This window comes from Sediminibacterium sp. TEGAF015, assembly GCF_025997995.1.
Taxonomy (GTDB): domain Bacteria; phylum Bacteroidota; class Bacteroidia; order Chitinophagales; family Chitinophagaceae; genus Sediminibacterium.
In genome coordinates, this window is sequence record NZ_AP026683.1 from 799,138 (window position 1) to 821,001 (window position 21,864).

Annotated in this window: 23 protein-coding genes; 3 read left to right on the plus strand and 20 right to left on the minus strand. The window is 38.5% G+C overall.

Annotated features, from left to right (window positions below):
- Positions 1-42: 42 nt before the first annotated feature.
- Positions 43-543 (minus strand): phosphoribosyltransferase family protein, encoded by a 501-nt coding sequence (locus TEGAF0_RS03610; RefSeq protein WP_264900118.1) that lies wholly within the window; start codon positions 541-543, stop codon positions 43-45.
- A 74-nt stretch (positions 544-617) separates the two neighbouring features.
- On the opposite strand from TEGAF0_RS03610, the gene TEGAF0_RS03615 reads away from it, so the two are divergent.
- From TEGAF0_RS03615 to TEGAF0_RS03625, 3 genes are read left to right on the plus strand one after another with little or no spacing between them, the layout of a single operon-like run.
- On the plus strand, positions 618-1,934 hold the full coding sequence (locus TEGAF0_RS03615) for a (Fe-S)-binding protein (RefSeq protein ID WP_264900120.1): 1,317 nt from the start codon (positions 618-620) through the stop codon (positions 1,932-1,934).
- A 29-nt stretch (positions 1,935-1,963) separates the two neighbouring features.
- Positions 1,964-2,743: a (Fe-S)-binding protein gene (locus TEGAF0_RS03620; RefSeq protein WP_264900122.1), complete on the plus strand. Its 780-nt coding sequence runs from the start codon at positions 1,964-1,966 to the stop codon at positions 2,741-2,743.
- A gap of 16 nt (positions 2,744-2,759) precedes the next feature.
- Positions 2,760-3,272 carry a hypothetical protein gene (locus TEGAF0_RS03625; RefSeq protein WP_264900123.1) on the plus strand — a complete coding sequence of 171 codons (513 nt, stop codon included), beginning with the start codon at positions 2,760-2,762 and terminating at the stop codon, positions 3,270-3,272.
- Between the two features lie 9 nt (positions 3,273-3,281).
- Here TEGAF0_RS03625 and TEGAF0_RS03630 read toward each other — a convergent pair whose 3' ends face one another.
- The 19 genes from TEGAF0_RS03630 to hisD form a co-directional block, all read right to left on the minus strand.
- Positions 3,282-5,738 (minus strand): outer membrane beta-barrel protein, encoded by a 2,457-nt coding sequence (locus TEGAF0_RS03630; RefSeq protein ID WP_264900124.1) that lies wholly within the window; start codon positions 5,736-5,738, stop codon positions 3,282-3,284.
- Positions 5,739-5,789: 51 nt separating this feature from the next.
- Complete coding sequence (locus TEGAF0_RS03635) at positions 5,790-6,869, minus strand: TlpA disulfide reductase family protein (RefSeq protein ID WP_264900125.1); 1,080 nt, start codon at positions 6,867-6,869, stop codon at positions 5,790-5,792.
- Positions 6,870-6,872: 3 nt separating this feature from the next.
- Complete coding sequence (gene hisIE, locus TEGAF0_RS03640; RefSeq protein WP_264900127.1) at positions 6,873-7,469, minus strand: bifunctional phosphoribosyl-AMP cyclohydrolase/phosphoribosyl-ATP diphosphatase HisIE; 597 nt, start codon at positions 7,467-7,469, stop codon at positions 6,873-6,875.
- A 10-nt stretch (positions 7,470-7,479) separates the two neighbouring features.
- Positions 7,480-8,238: an imidazole glycerol phosphate synthase subunit HisF gene (gene hisF, locus TEGAF0_RS03645; protein ID WP_264900129.1), complete on the minus strand. Its 759-nt coding sequence runs from the start codon at positions 8,236-8,238 to the stop codon at positions 7,480-7,482.
- A complete protein-coding gene (hisA, locus tag TEGAF0_RS03650) occupies positions 8,232-8,939 on the minus strand; it encodes a 1-(5-phosphoribosyl)-5-[(5-phosphoribosylamino)methylideneamino]imidazole-4-carboxamide isomerase (protein ID WP_264900131.1) in 708 nt (235 codons plus the stop codon). Before hisA ends, hisF begins: the two co-directional genes overlap by 7 nt.
- Position 8,940: 1 nt before the next feature.
- A complete protein-coding gene (gene hisH, locus TEGAF0_RS03655) occupies positions 8,941-9,531 on the minus strand; it encodes an imidazole glycerol phosphate synthase subunit HisH (protein WP_264900133.1) in 591 nt (196 codons plus the stop codon).
- A gap of 3 nt (positions 9,532-9,534) precedes the next feature.
- Complete coding sequence (trpA, locus tag TEGAF0_RS03660; protein ID WP_264900135.1) at positions 9,535-10,320, minus strand: tryptophan synthase subunit alpha; 786 nt, start codon at positions 10,318-10,320, stop codon at positions 9,535-9,537.
- A 9-nt stretch (positions 10,321-10,329) separates the two neighbouring features.
- Positions 10,330-11,535, minus strand: coding sequence for a tryptophan synthase subunit beta (gene trpB, locus TEGAF0_RS03665; RefSeq protein ID WP_264900137.1), 1,206 nt, complete (start codon positions 11,533-11,535; stop codon positions 10,330-10,332).
- Entirely contained in the window at positions 11,532-12,044 is a 513-nt protein-coding gene (locus TEGAF0_RS03670) for a hypothetical protein (protein WP_264900140.1), read from the minus strand. Before TEGAF0_RS03670 ends, trpB begins: the two co-directional genes overlap by 4 nt.
- Entirely contained in the window at positions 12,041-12,682 is a 642-nt protein-coding gene (locus tag TEGAF0_RS03675; RefSeq protein ID WP_264900143.1) for a phosphoribosylanthranilate isomerase, read from the minus strand. Before TEGAF0_RS03675 ends, TEGAF0_RS03670 begins: the two co-directional genes overlap by 4 nt.
- A complete protein-coding gene (gene trpC, locus TEGAF0_RS03680) occupies positions 12,672-13,469 on the minus strand; it encodes an indole-3-glycerol phosphate synthase TrpC (protein WP_264900145.1) in 798 nt (265 codons plus the stop codon). Before trpC ends, TEGAF0_RS03675 begins: the two co-directional genes overlap by 11 nt.
- Before the next feature lie 15 nt (positions 13,470-13,484).
- Positions 13,485-14,477, minus strand: a complete 993-nt coding sequence (gene trpD / locus TEGAF0_RS03685) for an anthranilate phosphoribosyltransferase (protein ID WP_264900147.1) — start codon at positions 14,475-14,477, stop codon at positions 13,485-13,487.
- A 1-nt stretch (position 14,478) separates the two neighbouring features.
- Positions 14,479-15,060: an anthranilate synthase component II gene (locus tag TEGAF0_RS03690; protein ID WP_264900149.1), complete on the minus strand. Its 582-nt coding sequence runs from the start codon at positions 15,058-15,060 to the stop codon at positions 14,479-14,481.
- An 8-nt stretch (positions 15,061-15,068) separates the two neighbouring features.
- A complete protein-coding gene (locus TEGAF0_RS03695; RefSeq protein ID WP_264900151.1) occupies positions 15,069-16,481 on the minus strand; it encodes an anthranilate synthase component I family protein in 1,413 nt (470 codons plus the stop codon).
- A 179-nt stretch (positions 16,482-16,660) separates the two neighbouring features.
- Positions 16,661-17,791 carry a bifunctional histidinol-phosphatase/imidazoleglycerol-phosphate dehydratase HisB gene (gene hisB, locus TEGAF0_RS03700; RefSeq protein ID WP_264900152.1) on the minus strand — a complete coding sequence of 377 codons (1,131 nt, stop codon included), beginning with the start codon at positions 17,789-17,791 and terminating at the stop codon, positions 16,661-16,663.
- A 1-nt stretch (position 17,792) separates the two neighbouring features.
- Positions 17,793-18,248 carry a c-type cytochrome gene (locus tag TEGAF0_RS03705; RefSeq protein ID WP_264900153.1) on the minus strand — a complete coding sequence of 152 codons (456 nt, stop codon included), beginning with the start codon at positions 18,246-18,248 and terminating at the stop codon, positions 17,793-17,795.
- A gap of 5 nt (positions 18,249-18,253) precedes the next feature.
- Entirely contained in the window at positions 18,254-19,498 is a 1,245-nt protein-coding gene (locus tag TEGAF0_RS03710; RefSeq protein ID WP_264900154.1) for a PQQ-dependent sugar dehydrogenase, read from the minus strand.
- A 26-nt stretch (positions 19,499-19,524) separates the two neighbouring features.
- Positions 19,525-20,583 (minus strand): histidinol-phosphate transaminase, encoded by a 1,059-nt coding sequence (gene hisC / locus TEGAF0_RS03715; RefSeq protein WP_264900156.1) that lies wholly within the window; start codon positions 20,581-20,583, stop codon positions 19,525-19,527.
- A 6-nt stretch (positions 20,584-20,589) separates the two neighbouring features.
- Positions 20,590-21,864 carry a histidinol dehydrogenase gene (gene hisD / locus TEGAF0_RS03720; RefSeq protein ID WP_264900158.1) on the minus strand — a complete coding sequence of 425 codons (1,275 nt, stop codon included), beginning with the start codon at positions 21,862-21,864 and terminating at the stop codon, positions 20,590-20,592.

Genomic DNA, 21,864 nt, shown 5'->3' on the forward strand with positions numbered 1-21,864 from the left:
ATAGATTGTTTATTTAAAATTATAAAAACTTATTTTTTATTATTATAAAACAAAAGCCCCAAAAATGCTACCTCCTGCTGTTTCAACCTGAATATGCTCTTCTTGTGTGGTAGCAATTGACAATCCCACAAAATCAGGTTTTACTGGAAATTGCTTATGCATTCTTTCTACCAGTACCAGCGTTTGTATACTGCGTGGATGAGCTTCCAATAATGGCTTTAGTGCATACAGCAAGGTTTTCCCGCTATTGGTTACATCATCTATCAACACAATATTTGCTCCATTCAGATCTACCTGCTCACTCAAAACCACGTCGGTAGGCTTTTGCTTATTTAGCTGTACCGCAATGGTTCTAATCTTTTTGTTCAGCAATCCCCCCAATAATTTCGCCATTTCTTCCGCAATAATCATCCCGCTTTGCTGGATACCTAATAAATATAGCTCCCCTGTTTGACCACTTAGGCTCTCAGCAATTTCCAGACTCATTCTTTTTAGTTTTTGTTGAGCTGCCGATGCTGTTAAAACGTATTTTCTTTCAGACATAGTATAAATTATACCTCAAAATAACAACAATAATGCATTCTCCAATTGTATTATCTTAGCGTATAACTTTCTTTATGCAGTACGTACAACAAGTTTTGTTTTGCATTATGGCCGCAGGAGCCATTTACTGGTTTTCAAAAAAAGTGGCTGAAATCAGAAGAAATATTTTTCTGGGCAAAGCACAGGATTTATCAGATAATCCCGGAAAAAGGTGGAACAACGTTCTTTTATTGGCATTGGGGCAAAAGAAAATGTTTCAGAATGTACCAGTTGCTATTATGCATTTTATCATTTATGCAGGTTTCATTATCATCAATATAGAAGTGCTAGAAATTGTATTGGATGGCATTTTAGGTACGCACCGACTTTTTCTTCCTTATCTTGGTATAGTGTATGGCTGGCTTATCAATATTTTTGAGTGGCTGGCGGCAGGAGTAATTTTGGTTTGTATCATTTTTCTTTCCAGAAGAAACTGGCTCAAGCTAAAAAGATTTATCAGCAAGGATTTAAACGGATGGCCTAAAACAGATGCCAACCTGATTCTGATTACAGAGATTGTATTAATGAGTTTGTTCTTAACCATGAATGCAGCAGATCAGATTCTACAAGACAGAAGTGTTGCGCATTATGAACAAACTGGTAATTTTTTCCTGTCAGCTCAATTAATTCCAATATTTGAAGGGCTTTCTGACGGCACATTAATGGCCATTGAAAGAACAGCCTGGTGGATACATATTGCCGGTATTTTCGCTTTCTTGAATTACCTGCCTTATTCCAAGCATCTGCATATTGCGCTAGCATTCCCCAACGCATACTATGCCAAACTGGACGCTCCTGGAAAAATGAAAAATATGCCTGAAGTACAAAATGAAGTTTTGTATGCCATGCAACCAGAACTAGCTCCTTCCAATGCTGCTCCACCAGCAAGTTTTGGAGCCAAAGATGTCTTTGATTTAAGCTGGAAAAATTTACTGGATGCTTATAGCTGCACTGAGTGCGGAAGATGTACGTCTGAATGTCCTGCAAATCAGACTGGAAAATTATTGAGCCCCAGAAAAATAATGATGGCTACCCGTGACAGACTGGAAGATGTGGGAAGAAATATTAATGTAAATAAATCCTTTGTTTCAGATAACAAATCATTGTTACACGATTATATTTCCGTTGAAGAACTCAGAGCCTGTACTACATGTAATGCATGTGTAGAGGCCTGCCCGGTGAGTATTTCTCCACTCGATATCATTGTAGAATTGAGAAGATCATTAATTATGGAAGAAAGCAATGCTCCTCAGGAATGGAATGGTACTTTCAGCAATATTGAAAACAACTTTGCACCATGGAAATTCTCTCCCGATGATCGTGACAAATGGGCAACTGAAATGGCATCTTAATTAAAACTCTTTTACTTTAAACAGATTATATGAAGATCAATACAATGGCTGACATGATGGCAAATGGCGAAACACCTGAAATTTTATTTTGGGTAGGTTGCGCAGGAAGCTTTGATCAGCGTGCACAAAAAATCACAAAAGCATTTGCTACTATTCTTGATAAGGTTGGAATGAAGTTTGCCATTTTAGGAAAGGAAGAAGCATGTACCGGAGACCCTGCAAGAAGAGCTGGGAATGAATTTCTTTTCCAGATGATGGCTTACCAGAATATTCAGATCCTAAATGGCTACAATATCAAAAAAATTGTAACTACCTGTCCCCATTGCTTTAATACATTGAAAAATGAATATCCTGAACTGGGAGGCAATTACAAAGTAATACACCATACAACCCTATTGCAGGAATTAATTGATCAGGGAAAAATTATATTGAAAGAGGGTGGCAGTTTCAAAGGAAAAAAAATTTCCTTTCATGACAGTTGCTATTTGGGCAGGGCCAATAATATTTACGAAGCCCCCCGTAAAGTGCTTGAAGCATTGGATGCAGAGTTGATAGAAATGAAAAGATGTCGAACAAAAGGACTTTGTTGTGGTGCAGGAGGAGCTCAAATGTTCAAAGAAGATGAGCCTGGCAATAAGCGGATTAATATAGAAAGAGCAGATGAGGCTTTGGAAACAGGAGCTACCTTTATAGCAGCTGCTTGTCCATTCTGCAATACAATGATGATGGATGGTGTAAAAAACAGAGAAAAGGAAAATGAAGTAGCTGTGCTGGATATTGCAGAAATGATTGCCGAAAGCATGGCATAATTTGTAATTTTGCCTCATGGATATTCAAGCGTATAAAAATAATTGCCCGACAGACTTCAGTGAACAATCCAAAGTATGGATATATCAGAGCAACCGCTTATTTACCATCAGCGAAGCTTTTGAGATAGATAATATATTACAGGATTTTATTAGAAACTGGAAAAGCCATGGGGCTCCTGTAAAAGGATTTGCTAATCTGTATTTTGGCCAGTTTATAGTATTAATGGCAGATGAGACTGCTACTACAGTTGGGGGTTGCAGTACAGACAGTTCTGTACACGTAATCAAAAAAATTGAACAATTGTGTAAGGTTGATTTATTCAACAGACAGAATCTGGCTTTTTTGATAAAAGATAAAATTGAACTATTGCCACTTGCTCAGTTTAATTATGCGCTGGAAAATCAATTTATACAATTAGATACCCCTTATTTCAATAATACAGTCGCCACAAAAGGCAGCTGGCTAAAAGAATGGATTATTCCAGTACAGGAAAGCTGGCTGACTTCCAGAATAAAAAAACTGGCATAGCTGTTGTCACTATATTTTTGTGCCGTATTTTTTTTTAGGAATAGCTGCCGGTTTTTGAACCATCCTGTTCAATTGAAAACTGATTGAGATTCTGTAATTTCTGCTTCGGGTAGCACTGAAACTTTCCAATTCAAATCTGGGTCCGCTCGTAAATGACCGTATGGATTGTGGTGTAAAGGGATCAATAGCATTGAAAGATATAATCAATCGTCGGTCCAGCATTTTATGTTGAACCCCAAAATTGGTATTGATATTCGACCTGCTGATTCCCTGCGGGTTTGCAAAGCGATTAAAACGGGCAGTACCTTCAAAAGTCCAAACACTACTAGGTGAGTAGGTATAATTTACATTGGTATATAACGAACCCCCATCTCTGTAGAGATACAATTTCTTCTCATTTTCGCCATAGCGATTGTATGTATATCCGATACTGCCATTCATTCTGAATTGCTTGGTAAACGTGTAGCCTCCGAAAATGCTTGCTTCGTATTCATTTCGATCTGCAATGTTTAGCCAGGTAATATTAGTCTTCCCTTCTTCGGCCAAACTACGGATTGTATTAAATACCTGTGAAACTTTATTATAGCCAATGGAAGTATTTATATAATATTTCCCTTTTGAATAATTCAGGTTCCAATCAAAATTATGCGACAATGTAGGCAACAAGCCCGGGTTACCGTAACGTAAATTATAGGGATCTGAATAATCTATATTTGGGTTCAGTTCTCCAATACCAGGTCTTCTAATTGTTGCTCTATATACCAATGCTGTATTGAATTGTTTATTGAAATCTTTCCTCAATGTTGCATATGGGAGTATATTCCAGTAGCTATTTTCTACATTGGCAACATTTCCTTTAATAAAATCAAAGGACATAAAAGTATATTCTGCCTGTGCACCTGCCGTAAGTCTCATGTCTTTATTAAATAACCAACTCAATCCAGAACGAAAACTGGCAATCTGCTGATAAAAGAAAAAGTCGTTGCTCAATAAATCATTCTTTATCAAAACACCATCAGACTTTCGCAGAAAATTAGTATTTAAGGTATTATGAAACCTGGAAGCATTGTAATTTACGCCCGCACTAAAATTGCTGCCCTTATGTTTTAACGGCTTTGTGTATTCCAACCTCCCAGCCCAACTACTATTTATATTATTAAAATACTGAGTTTGCGTGGAATCAATACCTGTGGGCACCATTCCCGTTACCAGAAATTGCTGATAGAAGTCTCTGTCATTATCGTTCTTACTTGTATTGGCAGAAAGAAACAATCTTAATTGTTCTGCAGTATTTTTCTTCCCCTTCAGAACAGCAGATAATTGTATACCATGTGTATACCCGTTCCCGATACTGCTATTCTCTCTATTGCTTATTTTATATGCTTCATTAAACCGGTTGATGTTGACAAATTGATTGACACTTTGATTATCAAAATAATTCATATTACCCTGATATACCAATCCCATTTGAAACCGTTTTGACCATTCCCAATCAAACTGCGTTCTAATATTGGGTCTAAGATTCTGGTTGGTATACTGATTGGAACTATTGAATTGATTAGTGGAATCTTTGTACCAATTGGTACGATAACTATACCCATTACCTATTAGTTTACTTGCTCCTAAGCCTAAAGTCTGGTTGTAAGAAAACTTTTTATTCCGGTAACTTATGTTTCCAGAAAAATTACCCTCTCCTCTGGTTCCTGCGCTCAAACTGATTCTACCCAACCAGCCAATCTTTCCTTTTTTAGTAACGATATTAATTACTCCACCAGCCTCGGATGCATACTGTGGTGGAGGATTGGTCATAATCTCAATTTTCTCAATTGTTCCTCCTGGCAGGCTCTCCAATAAATCTTGTAATTGCTGTGCGTTTAATTCAGTTGGTTTATCATCAATCAAAATTCTGGGCTCCTTCCCTTTTAATAATAATTTTCCGTTTGGATCATTATTCACAAGCGGTATGTTTTTGAGTAGCTCTGCCGTACTGGCCCCACTACTCAATGCACTCTCCCCAATATTATAAGTTAATTTATCATCCTTATTTTCGAATAAAGGTTTTTCTGCATAAACCACTACTTCAGTTAAAGTAGACTGTCCAGGAAATTTTAGCTTAATATCACCCAAATTAAAATCATAGCGCTCTGCTCTAAGAAAAATACTATCTATTTGAACAGGTAATAAGCCAACAGCATTAATGCGTAAGGAATAATAACCCAGGGGGAGTTGATTGAATTCAAAATTTCCATTTTTATCAGATACCCCCTGAAACTTCATTGCATTTCCAGAAATACCCACTAAAACCAGGCTGGCAAAGGGAACGCCTTCTCCCCGGGCAGAATCTGTAATGGTGCCAGTGATGATTCCAAGGTTGCCGGAACTGGATTTTGATGTATTAGACTGTGCATGAACAGCAACGGTAAATTGCCAGTATACAAAAATCAACAGAAGCACCCTTTTTAGCATATTGCAATATACCTAATACATAAAAGCAGCTGCATTTTCTGGGATGATTGGTTATTGAAGCAATTCTTTCAGCTTAATCTGCAGTTCTTCACCTCGCAAATCCCTGGCAATGATTTTTCCGTTAGGATCCAACAAATAGTTGGCAGGAATACTTCTGATTTTATAAAGCTGTGCAACCTGATTGTTCCAGCTTTGCAAATCACTAACCTGAGTCCAGGTTAATTTATCTTTTCTGATGGCATTCATCCAGCTCGCTTTATTATCATCTAGGGAAACACCTAATACGGTAAAATTTTTACTAGAATATTTCTTAAAAGCGTTTACTAGATTGGGATTTTCAGCACGGCAAGGCCCGCACCAGCTGGCCCAGAAATCAATCAATACGTATTTTCCTCTGAATGATTGTAAGGAGACCATTTTACCCAGCGTATCTTTCTGACTAAACTCCAATGCTACTGTACCTACCTTATTAAGGTTAGCTTCAGCAATGGTTTGCTCAATCATTTTGGCAAATGTGCCTTTTTTAGCTGAAGGGTTTAATGCAGCATAACGTTGCTCCAGGTCTTCGTTTCCATTTAATAAAGGACTTATGGCAAACAAGACAAATGAGCTAACAGGGGATCCAGGTTTTCCTTTAGCGAACAAAGTGGCTTCCTGCAACACTTTACCCTTTGAAAGTTCGTAAAGTTGTATAAGTGAATCCCTTTTAAAACTATTCTTTTCAGGATTAATTTGTTGAACCAAATAATTCAGACGATCTCTGATTGGATTAAAAGTAGATTTGAATTGCTGATAATCTGACTGAACAGCAGAACCTGTTATAGTGGCAGCAGAAAACTGATTAAAATCAGCTGTTATATTCACTTCATCATTATCAAGAAAAATATCAAGCGCCTCCTTGTATCCTACAAAACCCAATTGAAAAATATCTGGTTCTGCAATCGAACCTTTCAAGGTGAATTTACCATCTCTGACAGTATCTGTAGCAATCGTTTTCCCATCATTGCCATTCATTAAAAAAACCAACATATTGGGTTTTGCATTAGCAATATTCCCATTAATCTGAAATTTGGGTTGAGCAAAAATGGAATTGCCTAATAAGAGCAATAAAGCGGTCAGAATCGTTTTCATAGTTTATTTAGCGTGCCTAGATTGTAGAATTTGTAAGACTTCTGCTAAGTTATGCCCTTTAGCGTTAAGCAAAAGCAAATAATGAAAAAGCAAATCTGCTGATTCATTCAAAAATAATTCAGCATTGTTGTCTTTGGCCTCTATAACCATTTCAACTGCTTCCTCACCTACTTTCTGTGCAATTTTATTAAGTCCTTTCGCAAACATTTTGGCAACATAGGATTCATCAGGTCTTCCATTTTTTCTAAGCGTAATTATTTGCTCTAAATAGGTTAAAAAATGATCTGCATGATTTTTTTCATTCCAGCAGGTATCTGAACCAGTATGACAGGTTGGGCCTTCAGGTAAAGCCTGAATCAAAAGGGTATCATTATCACAATCTACGGCAATGGATTTTAAATGTAAAAAATGTCCACTCTCTTCTCCTTTGGTCCATAGGCGTTGCTTGGATCTGCTGAAAAAAGTTACTTTCTGTAGTTCCATTGTTTTTTCAACAGCTTCTGCATTCATAAACCCAAGCATTAACACTTTATGTGTCTGAAAATCCTGAATAACGGCTGGCACCAGCCCATCTGTATATTTTTCAAAATCAATTTTCATAATCAGTTATTTATAATCGTACAGGGATTAGCTGTTCAGACAAATACTTTTTTAAATCTGGCACAGTCAATTCTTTAAAATGAAAAATGCTGGCGGCAAGCGCTGCATCTGCATTCGCTTCCTGAAACACGGCAGCAAAATCTTCCTTACACCCAGCTCCTCCGGAAGCGATAATTGGGACTGGTAAAGAAACGGATAATTGTTGGGTTATATCGAGCGCAAAACCTTTTTTAGTGCCATCATTGTTCATTGAAGTCAGCAGAATTTCTCCTGCCCCTCTATCAACAGCTTCTTTAGCCCAGTCAAAACACAAAGTATTGGTTTTTACCTTACCCCCATTCAGGTAAACATACCAGTTACCATCTGATTCTTGCTTGGTGTCAATTGCTAATACAACACACTGACTACCAAATGCCAAAGCCAGCTCATTTATTAACGCAGGGTTTTTATATGCTGCTGTATTCACAGATATTTTATCAGCTCCATTTTTTAGTAAGACCTGAACGTCTTCTACGGAATTAATTCCCCCGCCAACTGTAAAAGGTATATTGATCTCATGGGCAATTTTGTTCACCAGCTCACTTAAGGTTTTTCTTTTTTCATTGGTTGCTGTGATATCTAAAAAAACAAGCTCATCGGCTCCTTCCTTTGCATAGATGGACGCCAATTCAACAGGATCTCCTGCATCACGTATCTGTTCAAAATTGATGCCTTTTACTGTTCTGCCGTCTTTGATATCAAGACAGGGTATGATTCTTTTTGTTAACACAATTCTTCTATTTTTATTCTGCCTTCATAAATAGCTTTCCCTACAATTACCCCTTTACAACCAATTCCTTTTAATGCAATAATGTCCTCCATAGAACTCACTCCTCCGCTGGCAATAAAGTGCAAACTGGGGAATTGCCTGATAATATGGGTATACAGTTCAATAGAGGGCCCTTCCAGTCTGCCGTCCTTACTGATATCTGTACAGAAAATCTGCTTAATTCCTTTCTGAATATATTTCTCTATAAACTGAATGATCGTCTCATCAGACAATTCCAGCCATCCACCAATGGCAATGAATTCCCCTTTTACATCAGCTCCTAGCAAAAATTTTTCTGCACCATAATGCTGTATCCAGGAGCTAAACAAATCCGAATTTTTAACTGCCAAACTACCAATAGTAGCCAAACTTGCACCTGATTCATACACCAGTTTCAGATCGGATTCGGATTTAATACCTCCACCAAAATCTATTACCAGAGAAGTATTATTTGCGATGGATTCCAAAACTTTCCAATTGGTTACTTTTCCGGCTTTGGCTCCATCCAAATCTACCAGATGTAATCTTTTGATTCCGGCATCAGCAAAGGCTTTAGCAACTTCTAGCGGATTTTCATTGTAAATGGTTTTTTGAGCATAATCCCCCTCAGTTAACCTGACGCATTTTCCATCAATAATATCAATAGCAGGAATAATTTCCATATTATAAAGCGATAAAGTTTCTTAAAATTTGCTCTCCAGTTTCTGCACTTTTTTCAGGGTGAAACTGTACCCCGTAAAAGTTATCCTTATGCAAAGCAGCACTATACCGAATACCATATTGCGTGGTTGCAATGGTGTGTTCACCTAAGGAAGCATAATAACTATGCACATAGTAACAGAAAGAAGCGTCTTTAATATTTTTGAAAATTGGGCTCTTCAATTCTTCAATGGTATTCCAGCCTATCTGAGGAATTTTATTAATTCCATCGGCGGGAGAAAATTTGCAAACCTTTTCCTCAAATATCCCCAAACAATCTGTATTGTTTTCTTCACTATGCTTACACATTAACTGCATACCCAGACATATTCCCAAAACTGGTTGTTTCAAGTGAATAATCAATTGGTCCAGGTTCCTGTTCCGGAGATAATTCATGGCCGTACTCGCTTCACCAACACCAGGAAAAATTACTTTATCTGCCTGTAAAATTTGTTCGGGATTATCTGTAACTTCTGCCGTACAACCAATTCTTTCCAACGCATAAAGCACAGATTGAATATTACCGGCATTGTATTGTATAATAACTGTTTTCACTTTTTACAATTTAGGTCTTATCCGGCTAATAAACTGACTTGTGGCCGTTTCAATATCAACTGCCTGATGTAGCTCTTTAATAAACGCGGATCCAATAATAGCTCCTTGCGCATATTGAGTTGCTGTTTCAAAACTTTGCTGGTCTTTAATTCCGAATCCTACCATTACCGGATTTTTTAACTGGTAGGATGCTAATTTTTTAAGATAGGCGTTCACTTTTGCAAAATCAGTATCCCCTCCAGTTGTAGCAGAAGCACTTACTGCATAAAGGAACCCGGAACTGAGGCTGTCGAGCTTTTTTACCCTTTCTTCCGTTGTTTCAGGTGTTACCAGAAAAATAAAATCCAGCCCATACTTTTTTATGATTGCTCCATATGAGTTTTCAAATTCAAACGCTGGCAAATCAGGCAGAATTAATCCATCAACCCCTGCATTTGCCGCATCTGCACAAAACTTTTCAAATCCATATTGAAGTATTGGATTCATGTATCCCATTAAAACAATTCCTGTTTTCTGTAAATCTGGGATTTCCCTACAACAACTAATTTGATTGAATAGAGCAGCTATCGTCATCCCATTGGCAATTGCCTTGCTGCTGCTTTCCTGTATGGTTGGTCCGTCCGCTAGCGGATCGCTGTAAGGCATACCCAACTCAATAATTTCTACACCATTTTTTGCCAGCGCTTCCATTACAGGCAAAGTGCTTTCCAAAGTTGGAAACCCTGCTGTAAAATAGACATTCAGAACAGGCTGATTTTTCTTTTCGAATATGTTAACTAATCTACTCATCTTTCAATATTATAAATTCATTTTTCCACTATTCATATAAGTAGCCAGGTCCTTATCTCCTCTTCCGCTTAAGCAAATTACTACCCGATCTTCAGGCTGTAAATTCAGTTGCCCTAACACTGCAAACGCATGAGAAGTTTCTAATGCAGGAATAATCCCCTCGGTTTTACTTACATGAAAAGCCGCGTTCAATGCTTCCTCATCTGTAGCACTTAAGAAAACACCTCTGCCAGATTGGAATAAATGTGCGTGTATTGGCCCTATTCCAGGATAATCCAGACCAGCAGAAATACTATGTGGTTCAACTACCTGTCCGTCTTCGGTTTGCATCAAAAGACTTTTACTGCCGTGTAAAATCCCTACGGAACCCAATTGTGTAGTAGCGGCACTCATTCCACTTGAAACACCCATTCCTGCTGCTTCTACAGCAACAAGTTTAACAGATGGTTCATTTAAAAAATGATAAAATGCCCCTGCCGCATTACTTCCTCCACCCACACAAGCAATCACATGTGTTGGTAAATCAGTACCGGTTTGCTCTAACAACTGTGCTTTCATTTCCAAGCTAATCACACTTTGAAAACGGGCTACCATATCAGGATATGGATGTGGCCCAACTACACTCCCAATAATATAATGGGTATTCTCCGGATGATTAATCCAGTCTCTGATTGCTTCGTTGGTAGCATCTTTCAAGGTTTTACTGCCACTGGTTGCAGGCACTACAGTGGCACCAAGCATTTTCATTCGGGCCACATTGGGCGCCTGTCGTTCAATGTCTTTCTCTCCCATATAGACAATGCACTCCAACCCTTTCAATGCACAAACTGTTGCAGTAGCTACACCGTGCTGTCCGGCCCCTGTTTCGGCAATAATTCTGGTTTTACCCAAACGCTTCGCCAGTAAAATCTGACCAACAGTATTATTGATTTTGTGTGCACCCGTATGACAGAGGTCTTCTCGTTTTAAATAAATCTGGGTCTTAAATTCACGACTGAGTCTCTCAGCTTTAAATAAGGGTGTTGGTCTACCTACATAGTCTTTTAGCAGATGTGCAAACTCTTTTTGAAAGTCGGGCTCTTGCATAATTTGAAGGTATTTTTCCCTCAATTCCATCACATTCCGCTGCAACATTTCCGGAATATATGCCCCTCCAAATTCACCATAATACCCCTGCAGATCAGGTGACTGAAAGTCTACACTAACACTACTCATTTTGAAAAATTTAATTGTAAAGCAATAAGGCCTTTGCTGTCATCCATCCTGGATATCTTCCCACTGTAATTATAATATAACTTATACACTCCAATCTGATCAATTGTTTTATTCGCATTGTATATGATGGAAATATTGCCAACAGATGATATGAGTTGCTGATAATTATACCTGAAAACAAGATCACCAATTTTATCAATCCGGCCGGTATGGTCGTATTGAATAATCAGGTTACCAATTTGACTTAACCATCCTTCATAATTAAACTGAATACCCAAATTACCTGCCTGTTGAGGTTGAAAATTTTTATTATACGAAACTTCTCCGGATGCATCGGTTTCAAGAGAAAGTATCTTGCCCTGATCATCCAGATAAATCAGGGTATTACCCGAACTTACCTTGTATTGAGCCTTACCGCCCACATTAATTAAAATATTACGCAGCACCTGTGCAGAAAGATTTCCACAAGCAAAAAGTACCAGTAAAACGATCAGGATCCCTTTTCTCATAATTGCTTTAATTGGTTTATAAATGGTTTTACCAATTCCATATTTTTTATACCTGGAGTAATTTCAAACTTACTATTTACATCAATCGCAAATAAGTCTTTGGCAACTGGATCTGATTTAAATGATTGTAGTGCCTGTAAATCATCAGGCCCAATCCCACCACTCAAAAAGAATGGCTTATTAATATTCAGAGAAAATAAAATATCCCAGTTGAATCTTTTCCCCGTGCCACCATATTCTGCACCCGCAGTATCAAATAAAAACATATCTACCATATCCTGATAATCCTTGATCTTCCATAAAACATCGTCGTCATCTCTTAGTCTGAAAGCTTTAATTACAGAAATATAATCAGCTATTTTTTCACAATATCTGGGCGTTTCATCTCCATGTAACTGAGCCAGATATAAACCACATTCATCCACAAGTGTCAATAAATGATCCGGCTCTTCATTTACAAATACACCTACTTTATTGATTGTTGAACCTTTTGCCTTTTTCAACTCCAATCTGGAACAGTTTTTTAAAACATACCTAGGCGATTTGGGATAAAAAATAAATCCGGCGAATTCAACTCCCATTTCATCCAGTTGCATCATTTGCTGAACACAGTTTAACCCACAGACTTTAGCCCGCATTTTGTTTTTCTTTTAAAACGTTAACAAAATTGGCAAAAGCAATTCCAGGATTGGTTTCACGCATGAAACGTTCCCCTATCAAAAATCCGGAGAAACCGGCTTTCTGTAAAGTTACAATAGTGTCTGGATGATCAATCCCACTTTCTGCAATAGCTAGCATTCCCGTTGGTATCTGATTAATCAGGTCCAGGGAGTGGTCTAGGCTCACTTCAAAACTTTTTAGATTTCTGTTATTTACACCTACAAAATCAACCTCCGGACAAATATGGCCCAACTCATCAGCTCCATGGATTTCAAGCAATACCTCCATTCCTAACTGGTGCGCCAGAAAACTCATTTTCTTTACTTCAACAGGAGTTAAGCATGCCGCAATCAATAAAACTACAGATGCACCATGGGCTTTTGACTCATAAATCTGATACTCATCAATCATAAAATCTTTGCGCAAAACAGGAATGGGCAACTGAACCACATTTGCCAAATCAGTAAGGTCTCCCCCGAAAAAATGCTGATCTGTTAAAACGGAAATTGCTGCTGCACCATGTTCTGCATAAGCACTTGTTACTTCTTCAACGGTTGTCCTATCGTTGATAATTCCCTTACTGGGCGACTTCCTTTTAAATTCTGCAATAATGCCTGTTTTGGTACTATCCATCAAATTAGTCCTGAGAGAAAAACCCTTTCTGGAAAAACAAACCGACTTTTCTAAAATATTTATCGGCGTAAGCATTTTACGGTGCGCAACTTCAAGCTTTTTTTGTTCAACGATTGTATCAAGAATGGTCATAATAGTTTTTTTAGGCTATTGCATTTGAATCAGATTAGTAAAACTTTTGTAGGCTGCTCCAGACTCAAGACTACTAACTGCTGCCTGATATGCCGCATCATATTGGGCAAACTTACCTGTACTATTCAATGCCATAGCAGCATTTGCCAACACCACTGCATTTTGAGACCAGCTTCCCTCTCCTTTTAGTACACGCAGAAAAATACCGGCAGACTCTTCTACTGTGTTCCCCCCGTAGATTGCTTCGGGCAAAACAATTTTTTTGCCAAGGTCTAAAGCTGAATACACTGCTTCTCCATGATTGGTGATGACTTTAGTATCACTGGTCAAGGAAATTTCATCATAACCATCAAGACTATGAATAATAGTAAAAGATTTTCCTGTTTGCTGTAGTAAATAGTTATAGATACGGGCCATTTCCAAATTGTAAACACCCACCAACTGATAATCCGGATTGGCCGGATTTACCATTGGGCCCAACATATTAAAAAAGGTTCTTACCCCAAGTTGTTTGCGAATTGGACCAACTACTTTTAATGCCGGATGAAAAAGCGGAGCATGCATAAAGCAAATTCCTGCATCTTCAATTTCTTTTTTCAATACATCGGCATTTGATTTGAAACGATACCCCAGTGCTTCCATCACATTTGATGCTCCGTTGATGGTAGAAGCTCCGTAATTTCCGTGTTTGGCTACTTTCTGCCCGGCGCCGGCAACTATAAAACAAGCGAGCGTAGATATATTGAAAGAATTTTTACCATCACCCCCGGTTCCAACAATGTCTACCAAATCATTGGTACCCAAATTCGTCTTTACACATAAATGGAGCAATGCATCTCTAAAGCCACTTAACTCGTCAATGGTTATGCTTCGCATGAGATATACTGTAATAAAAGCAGTGATTTCGGATTCATTATACTGTCCGTTTGCCATATTAACCAAAACTTCATAAGCTTTCTCCCTGCTTAACGATTTGTACTCAAAAAGGTATTGTAATATTTTTTTCATCTTACTTATTTAACCAGTTTTTGATGATTGTTTCTCCTTGCGGTGTCAGTATGCTTTCTGGATGAAACTGTACTCCTTCAATATCATACTGGCGGTGCATCAAGCCCATAATCAACCCATTTTCGTCTTTGGCTGTTACCACAAGTTCATCCGGCAATTGATCTGAAGACACGGCCCAGCTATGATACCTGCCGACTTGGATGGCATCGCCCAAACCTCTGTACAGAGGAGAACATTTGCCATTCACCAAAGGCTGGGGAAAAACCGGCATGGCAATTCCATGGTAAACTTTGGGAAGATTAATTAAGGTTGCTCCAAATACTTCGCCGATGGCCTGATGTCCAAGGCAAACACCAAGTATACATTTGCTGGAAGCATACTCTTTAATCAAGGGTTTAAGCAAACCAGCTTCTTCTGGAATTCCAGGTCCGGGCGACAAAACAATTTTATCATACTCGCTTACTTTAGACAAATCAATCTGATCATTTCTATATACGTCCGGATATTCACCTGTAATCTTTGCAATCAAATGCACTAGATTGTAGGTGAATGAATCATAATTATCAAAAACAAGAATTTTCATAGTATCAATTAAATAACAGTTGAAGCAAGAGAAACTGCCTGATGCAAAGCGTTTAATTTATTATTCACTTCCTGCAATTCACTCTGTGGAACACTGGCCGCCACCACACCTGCTCCTGCCTGACTGATGAGTTGATTGTTTTTACTAAGGAAGGTTCTAATCATAATGGCATGATTAAAACTTCCATCAAAACCAACAAATCCGATAGCTCCTCCATAAAAACTACGCTGTGTTGGTTCCAGTTGTTTAATTATATCAATGGCTTTTATTTTTGGAGCGCCACTTAGTGTGCCTGCAGGAAAACTTGCTGCAAAAATTTCAAAAGGATTTTTAATCCCCTTAATACTCCCCTCTACTTCACTTACTAAATGAATCACATGACTGTAATAATGAACCTGTCGATATTGCGCAACTTTAACATCTTCGCATACCCTGCTTAAATCGTTTCTGGCAAGATCTACCAGCATAACATGTTCTGCATTTTCCTTCTGATCTGCAAGTAATGCTGTAGCAGCCTGTTGATCAGTTGCATCATCGCCCGTTCTTTTAAAAGTGCCTGCAATCGGATGAACAACTGCCTTTCCGTTCTTTATTACCAATTGCGCTTCCGGAGAAGAGCCCATAATTTTATAATCACCATAATCAAAGAAGAATAAATAAGGAGAGGGATTAATACTTCTTAGTGTGCGGTATACATTGAACTCATCGCCGGTAAACGCCTGACTGAATCTTCTGCTGAGCACAATTTGGAAAACATCTCCACGCATGCAATGCTCAATACCTTTTTTTACAAGTGAGATATACGATTCATCTGTCATATTCGACTGCAGTTCTCCGGCAACAGCAAATGGATATACAGGAACATCTTTTATGCGAATGAGTGACTCAACCATTTGCAGATCACCCTTTATTCCAGGAATGGTGTTTTCACAAATAATCAGTTCATCTTTGAAATGGTTAAATGCAATTACATATTGATAAAGTCTATATCGAACCAAAGGAATTATTGGTGTATTTGTATCTGAGGCAATGGAAGGTTCAAAAAAATCAATTGCATCAAAACAATTATACCCAAATAGCCCCTGTGCAAATGAATATGCAGCATCTTCCGGAACTGAAACCTGAAAAGAATTCATGAAATCCCAAAGATGGGTAGCTACTTTTTTTGACGGATCAAGAACAGACTTTACAGGGTCAGATCCTGGCAATTTATATTCAATAATATCTCTAGATGTAATTTCAATTCCACCAATAGCATTAATACATATAAAAGAATAACTATTGTCGTGCGCATGATGATCTGTACTCTCCAGCAAAATCGTATCGCGGAAACGATCCCTTAGCCTTAAATAAATACCCACCGGAGTATAAATATCTCCCAACATTTTTTTACCGGTAGTATTCAATTGTATTTTGTTCATTTTCTAATACTTAAAATCAAAAAAAAAGCCCCAGAAATACATCCGGGGCTCTTACAATATTGTTCAGTACTGGTTATAGCACTACATTCCCCGTTCAGAGTCAGAATGCCACCACCAATGCTTATTTACTAAAATCATATTGCAAATATGAGACTTAACATGGAAAACACAAAAAATAATTACAGCACTCCTTTAGTAGAAGGTAAATAGTTACTTAGAGGATCTCTTTTTACTGCCATTCGGATGGCTTTGGCAAATGCCTTAAATATAGCTTCAATCTTATGATGCTCATTATCTCCCCTGCATTCAATATTCAAATTGCATCTGGCCCCATCACTAAAGCTTTTAAAGAAATGAAAGAACATTTCGGTGGGCATTTCCCCTATTTTTTCTCTTTTGAAATCTGCATTCCATACTAGCCAGTTTCTACCGCCAAAATCAATGACCACTTTTGCGTCAGCCTCATCCATTGGCAATGCAAAACCATATCTTTCCATGCCCCTCTTATCTGAAAGTGCGCTCGCAAAAGCCTCTCCTAGTGCAATGCCGGTATCTTCAATTGTATGGTGTTCATCAATGTGTAAATCACCTTTTGCTGTTATGGTCAAATCCATCTTTCCGTGTCTGGCAATCTGATCTAGCATATGATCAAAAAAGCCAAGGCCTGTATGAATATTTGCTTTGCCAGTTCCATCCATATTTAAATCAATGGATATCTGGGTTTCGTTTGTATTTCTTTCATGATGCACCTGTCTGAGTCCGGATTTTAGAAACTGATAAATCGTTTCCCAGGAATCCGTTTCCAAAACAATTGCTTCCTTAAATAATGCTTCCTGCTCAGCAGTTAACTGATGTAATCCTGATTTGAAATAAATGGCTTTGGCCCCCAGATTAATTGCCAGTTGAATGTCACTCCAGCGATCACCAATCACAAAAGAATTAGCAAGATCATAGGATGGATTATTCATTAAATGACTGAGCAATGCAGTGCCTGGCTTACGGGTGGGTTGGTTATCCGAAGCAAAGGTTTTATCAATAATCATCTCATCAAAGACAAAACCTACTGAATCCAGTGTTCTTACCATCAGGTCATGATAAGGATAAAACTGAGACTCAGGATAAGCGTCGGTTCCCAAACCATCCTGATTGGTTACCATCACTTTATAAAAATCAAATTCCGCTGAAATTCTAGCCAGTTGGGTTAATGCCCCTTTTACAAAACTGGTTTTGTAAATATCATCAATCTGAAAATCCAACGGAGGCTCCTCTAAAACCACTCCATCCCTATCAATAAATAGAATCCTTTTCATATTATTTTTTTGCTCTTTGCTTTTTTACTTCTGCAATGGTTACCGGCCCTGATTTATTCCCGAAACTATTTCTCACAAATGTTAAAACATCAGCTATTTGCTGATCCGTAAGAAAATCATGAGCGGCCATTGGGTTTTCATATTCCTCTCCGTTAATTTCCAGTGGCGTATTCAGTCCTTTCAAAACAATGTCTATTAAACGGGTTTTACTCCCGTTCACATACACTGTACCCGATAAAGGCGGATTCAGTCTTGGAACGCCATTCCCATCTGCCTGATGACAAGCCTGACAGTATAAATCATATACTTTTTTACCATTGCCCATCTGCCTAGGATCGATGGTTGGCTTTAACTGAGCACCAGCAGGCTTCATAGATTTACTTGCAGACTTAACTTGTGCTTTTGCAGAACAATATGCCACAATTAAACAAATCAATACAATATTCAGTTGCTTCATATTTGCTATTTCTTGTAAGATATTTTCCAAACATAGCCAGCCTTATCATCAGAAACATAAATGGCACCATCAGGTCCCATTGTTAATCCGGTTGGACGATGCTTTGCTGCAGACAAATTAGTTACCGGACTCATACCAGAAAAGCCATCTGCAAATACCTCCCATTTTCCGGTAGGCACACCATTTTTCATTGGCACAAATACCACATAGAATCCTTCCTGAGGCTCGGGTGTTCTATTCCAACTTCCGTGAAAAGCAATGAAAGCACCATGCTTGTATTTATCAGGAAACTGATTACCATTGTACATTAATAATGCATTGGGAGCCATATGACCCGGGAAACCTACCAATGGACTGATGGCATTAGGAGCTCCCTCCTTTTTACCATCACCGCCATATTCAGGGTTTAGGATTTTTTTGTTCTGAAAATGATCCCAATGAATATATGGCCAGCCGCAATCATCTCCTTTTTTAACCCGATAAAATGTTTCTGAAGGAAGCTCCGCTCCTCTTTTCTGATCATACATTTCCGGAAAATCCTGAAACAACATATCTCTTCCATGAATGGTTACATATAAATCATTTACTTCCGTATTCCAGTCAATACCCAAAGCATTCCGCATACCAGTAGCATATCTTACCCCGTCAGCTAATTTCTGGTTGAGTTTAGCTGTGCTGAACTGCCAGATACCCCCTGCGTTTTCTAGGATTGGACATGGAGTCATTCCAAGCGATCCTTTCTGTCTGTCTTTTTCCTGACAAACATTGGACGGAGCCCCAATATTCACATAAATATTTCCTACCAGATCAAAAGTGATAGATTTGGAAGCATGCTGACGTTGGTTCAGCAGGCCACTCACTACTATTTCCGGCTTATCCGGATTTACGATATCCTGATTGGCGTCTAACTGATACCTATAAATAGCTTCATCAGAAGTTGCATACAAATACCCTCTGTATATGCCAATACCAGTTCCGGTATAGTTGCCGAAAGCTAGGGTGTCTTCCATGATACCGTCTTTATTTTTATCCCTTAAACGATAAATTCCTTTTCCATTCACCAAACGTTCCAGTTTCATATACAAATCGCCATTGGTATTAACAGCAATATGCCTTACTCTTCCGAAATTACTAGCAACAATCTGACTGGAAAAACCAGCAGGAAGTTTAATTGGAACTTCTGGTTGCTTTTGAGCAACAACAGTTAAAAACGGCAAAAAGCCAAGGACTCCCAACAGATATTTTTTCATAGTATTTTATTAATTAAGACGTGAAATTAAGCATTCAATTGATACCAGTCTTGCATGGCATCAACAAGCAAGGTATTGTCCTGTTCAGAACCAACGGTAATACGCAAACAATCACCACAAAGCTGCACATTACTTCTATCCCGAAGTACAATACCTTTTGATAATAAAAATTCATATACTGCTCTTGCATCCTTTACTTTAACCAGGATAAAATTGGCATCGGATGGATAAACCCTCTCTACAGTTGGCATAGACGAAAAAACTTCTGCCAAAGCATCACGCATGTCTACCAATAAACGAATCATATCATTTACCTGACCAACTTCTTCCAGAGCAGTCAGTACCAACTCCTGAGTTGCTTGATTTATATTATAAGGCGGCTTCACTCTATTTAAAATTTCTATAATAGCAGTAGAGGCAAAAGCCATACCCAGTCTTAATCCTGCCAAACCCCATGCTTTACTCAAAGTTTGTAAGACAACAAGGTTAGGATACTCTGTTAATTCCTGAACAAATGATTTTTGCTTAGAAAAATTAATATAAGCTTCGTCAACAATCACCAGCCCTTTAAAATTATTCAACAAGGTTTCAATATCCAATCGTTTAAGTGAATTACCTGTTGGATTATTAGGAGAACATATCCAGATTAATTTGGTTTGATTGTCAATAGCATCTTCAATACCCGATAAATCGAGTTCAAAATTGGGCAACAGGGAAACTTTTTTTACCTCCACATCATTAATGTTCGCACTTACTTCGTACATGCCATAGGTTGGAGGACAAATAATCACGTTGTCTTTGCCCGGATTACAAAAACAACGATACAGCAAATCAATGCATTCATCGCTGCCATTTCCTAAAAAAATATGCTCAGCTGCTATCCCCTTTATCTGAGCAAGCTTATGCTTAATGGCTTTCTGATGAGGGTCTGGATAACGATTGTACCATTTTTTTAATGGAGACCCCAAGCTGTTTTCATTTGCATCAAGAAAGACTTTTGCTTCGCCGCTGAATTCATCGCGTGCAGAGGAATAAGGAGTTAATCCTGCTATATTGGCTCTTACCAGTGTATTTACATTAAACATATTTTTCTATTTAGTTCTGATACTTACGGCTCTTGCATGGGCGGACAAACCTTCTGCTTCTGCCATTTTTTCTACGGTGGTTGCAATGGAAATTAGCCCCTCTTTGGTTAGTTTTTGAAAAGTGATTTTCTTAACGAAACTATCTACACTAACACCACTGTACATTCTTGCATAAGCATTGGTTGGTAAGGTATGATTGGTACCACTGGCATAATCCCCTACGGACTCAGGTGAATAATTGCCAATAAATACAGAGCCTGCATTCACAATTTTTTCTGCAATACTTTCCGCATTGTTGCAGGCAATAATTAAATGCTCAGCTGCATAAGCATTTACCAATTCAATTGCTTCTTCTATAGTGTTCATTAATACTGCACGACTATTCGATAGCGCGATAGCTGCAATTTCCTTCCTGGGCAATTCAGCCAGTTGTTTTTCTATTTCAAGCTTCACCTGATTAATCATCTCCGACGAAGTGCTCACCAAAACAACCTGACTGTCTGGTCCATGTTCTGCCTGACTTAATAGGTCGGCAGCAACGTATGCAGGAACGGCTGTTTCATCAGCCATCACACAAACTTCACTGGGTCCTGCAGGCATATCAATGGCCAGTCCCTCCAGTTGAACCAATTGCTTGGCAGCTGTTACATATTGATTACCGGGTCCGAAAATTTTGTATACAGCAGGAACGGTCTTTGTGCCAAATGCCATTGCTCCTATCGCCTGCACACCACCTATTTTGAAGATTTTCCGAATCCCCACCAATTGAGCTGCAAATAAAATTGCCGGATGTAGCTTACCAGACTTATCTGGTGGTGAACAAAGAATAACTTCACCGCAACCTGCAATTGAAGCTGGAATACCCAACATTAAAATAGTAGAAAATAATGGCGCAGATCCGCCTGGGATATACAGGCCAACCTTATCAATCCCTACCGATTTTCTCCAGCATTGTATTCCAGGCATTGTTTCTACCATCGGTTCTGATTTCAACTGATGTGAATGAAAGCTCCGGATATTAGCAGCAGCGTTCTCAATGGCAAGTTTTAAGTCTTTATCTAAGACATGAACTGCTTCCTGAATTTCTTCCTCAGTTACAGTGAACTGAGACAATTCAACCCCGTCAAATAGTTTCGTGTATTGCTGAATTGCAGTGTCTCCTTGCTGTTTAACCTCATCCAAGACAGATTTTACTTTTGCCATTAAAGTGCTACTATCTGCGACGGGTCTGACAATAATTGACTCCCATGAAGACTTTTGAGGGAAAGCGATTGTATTCAT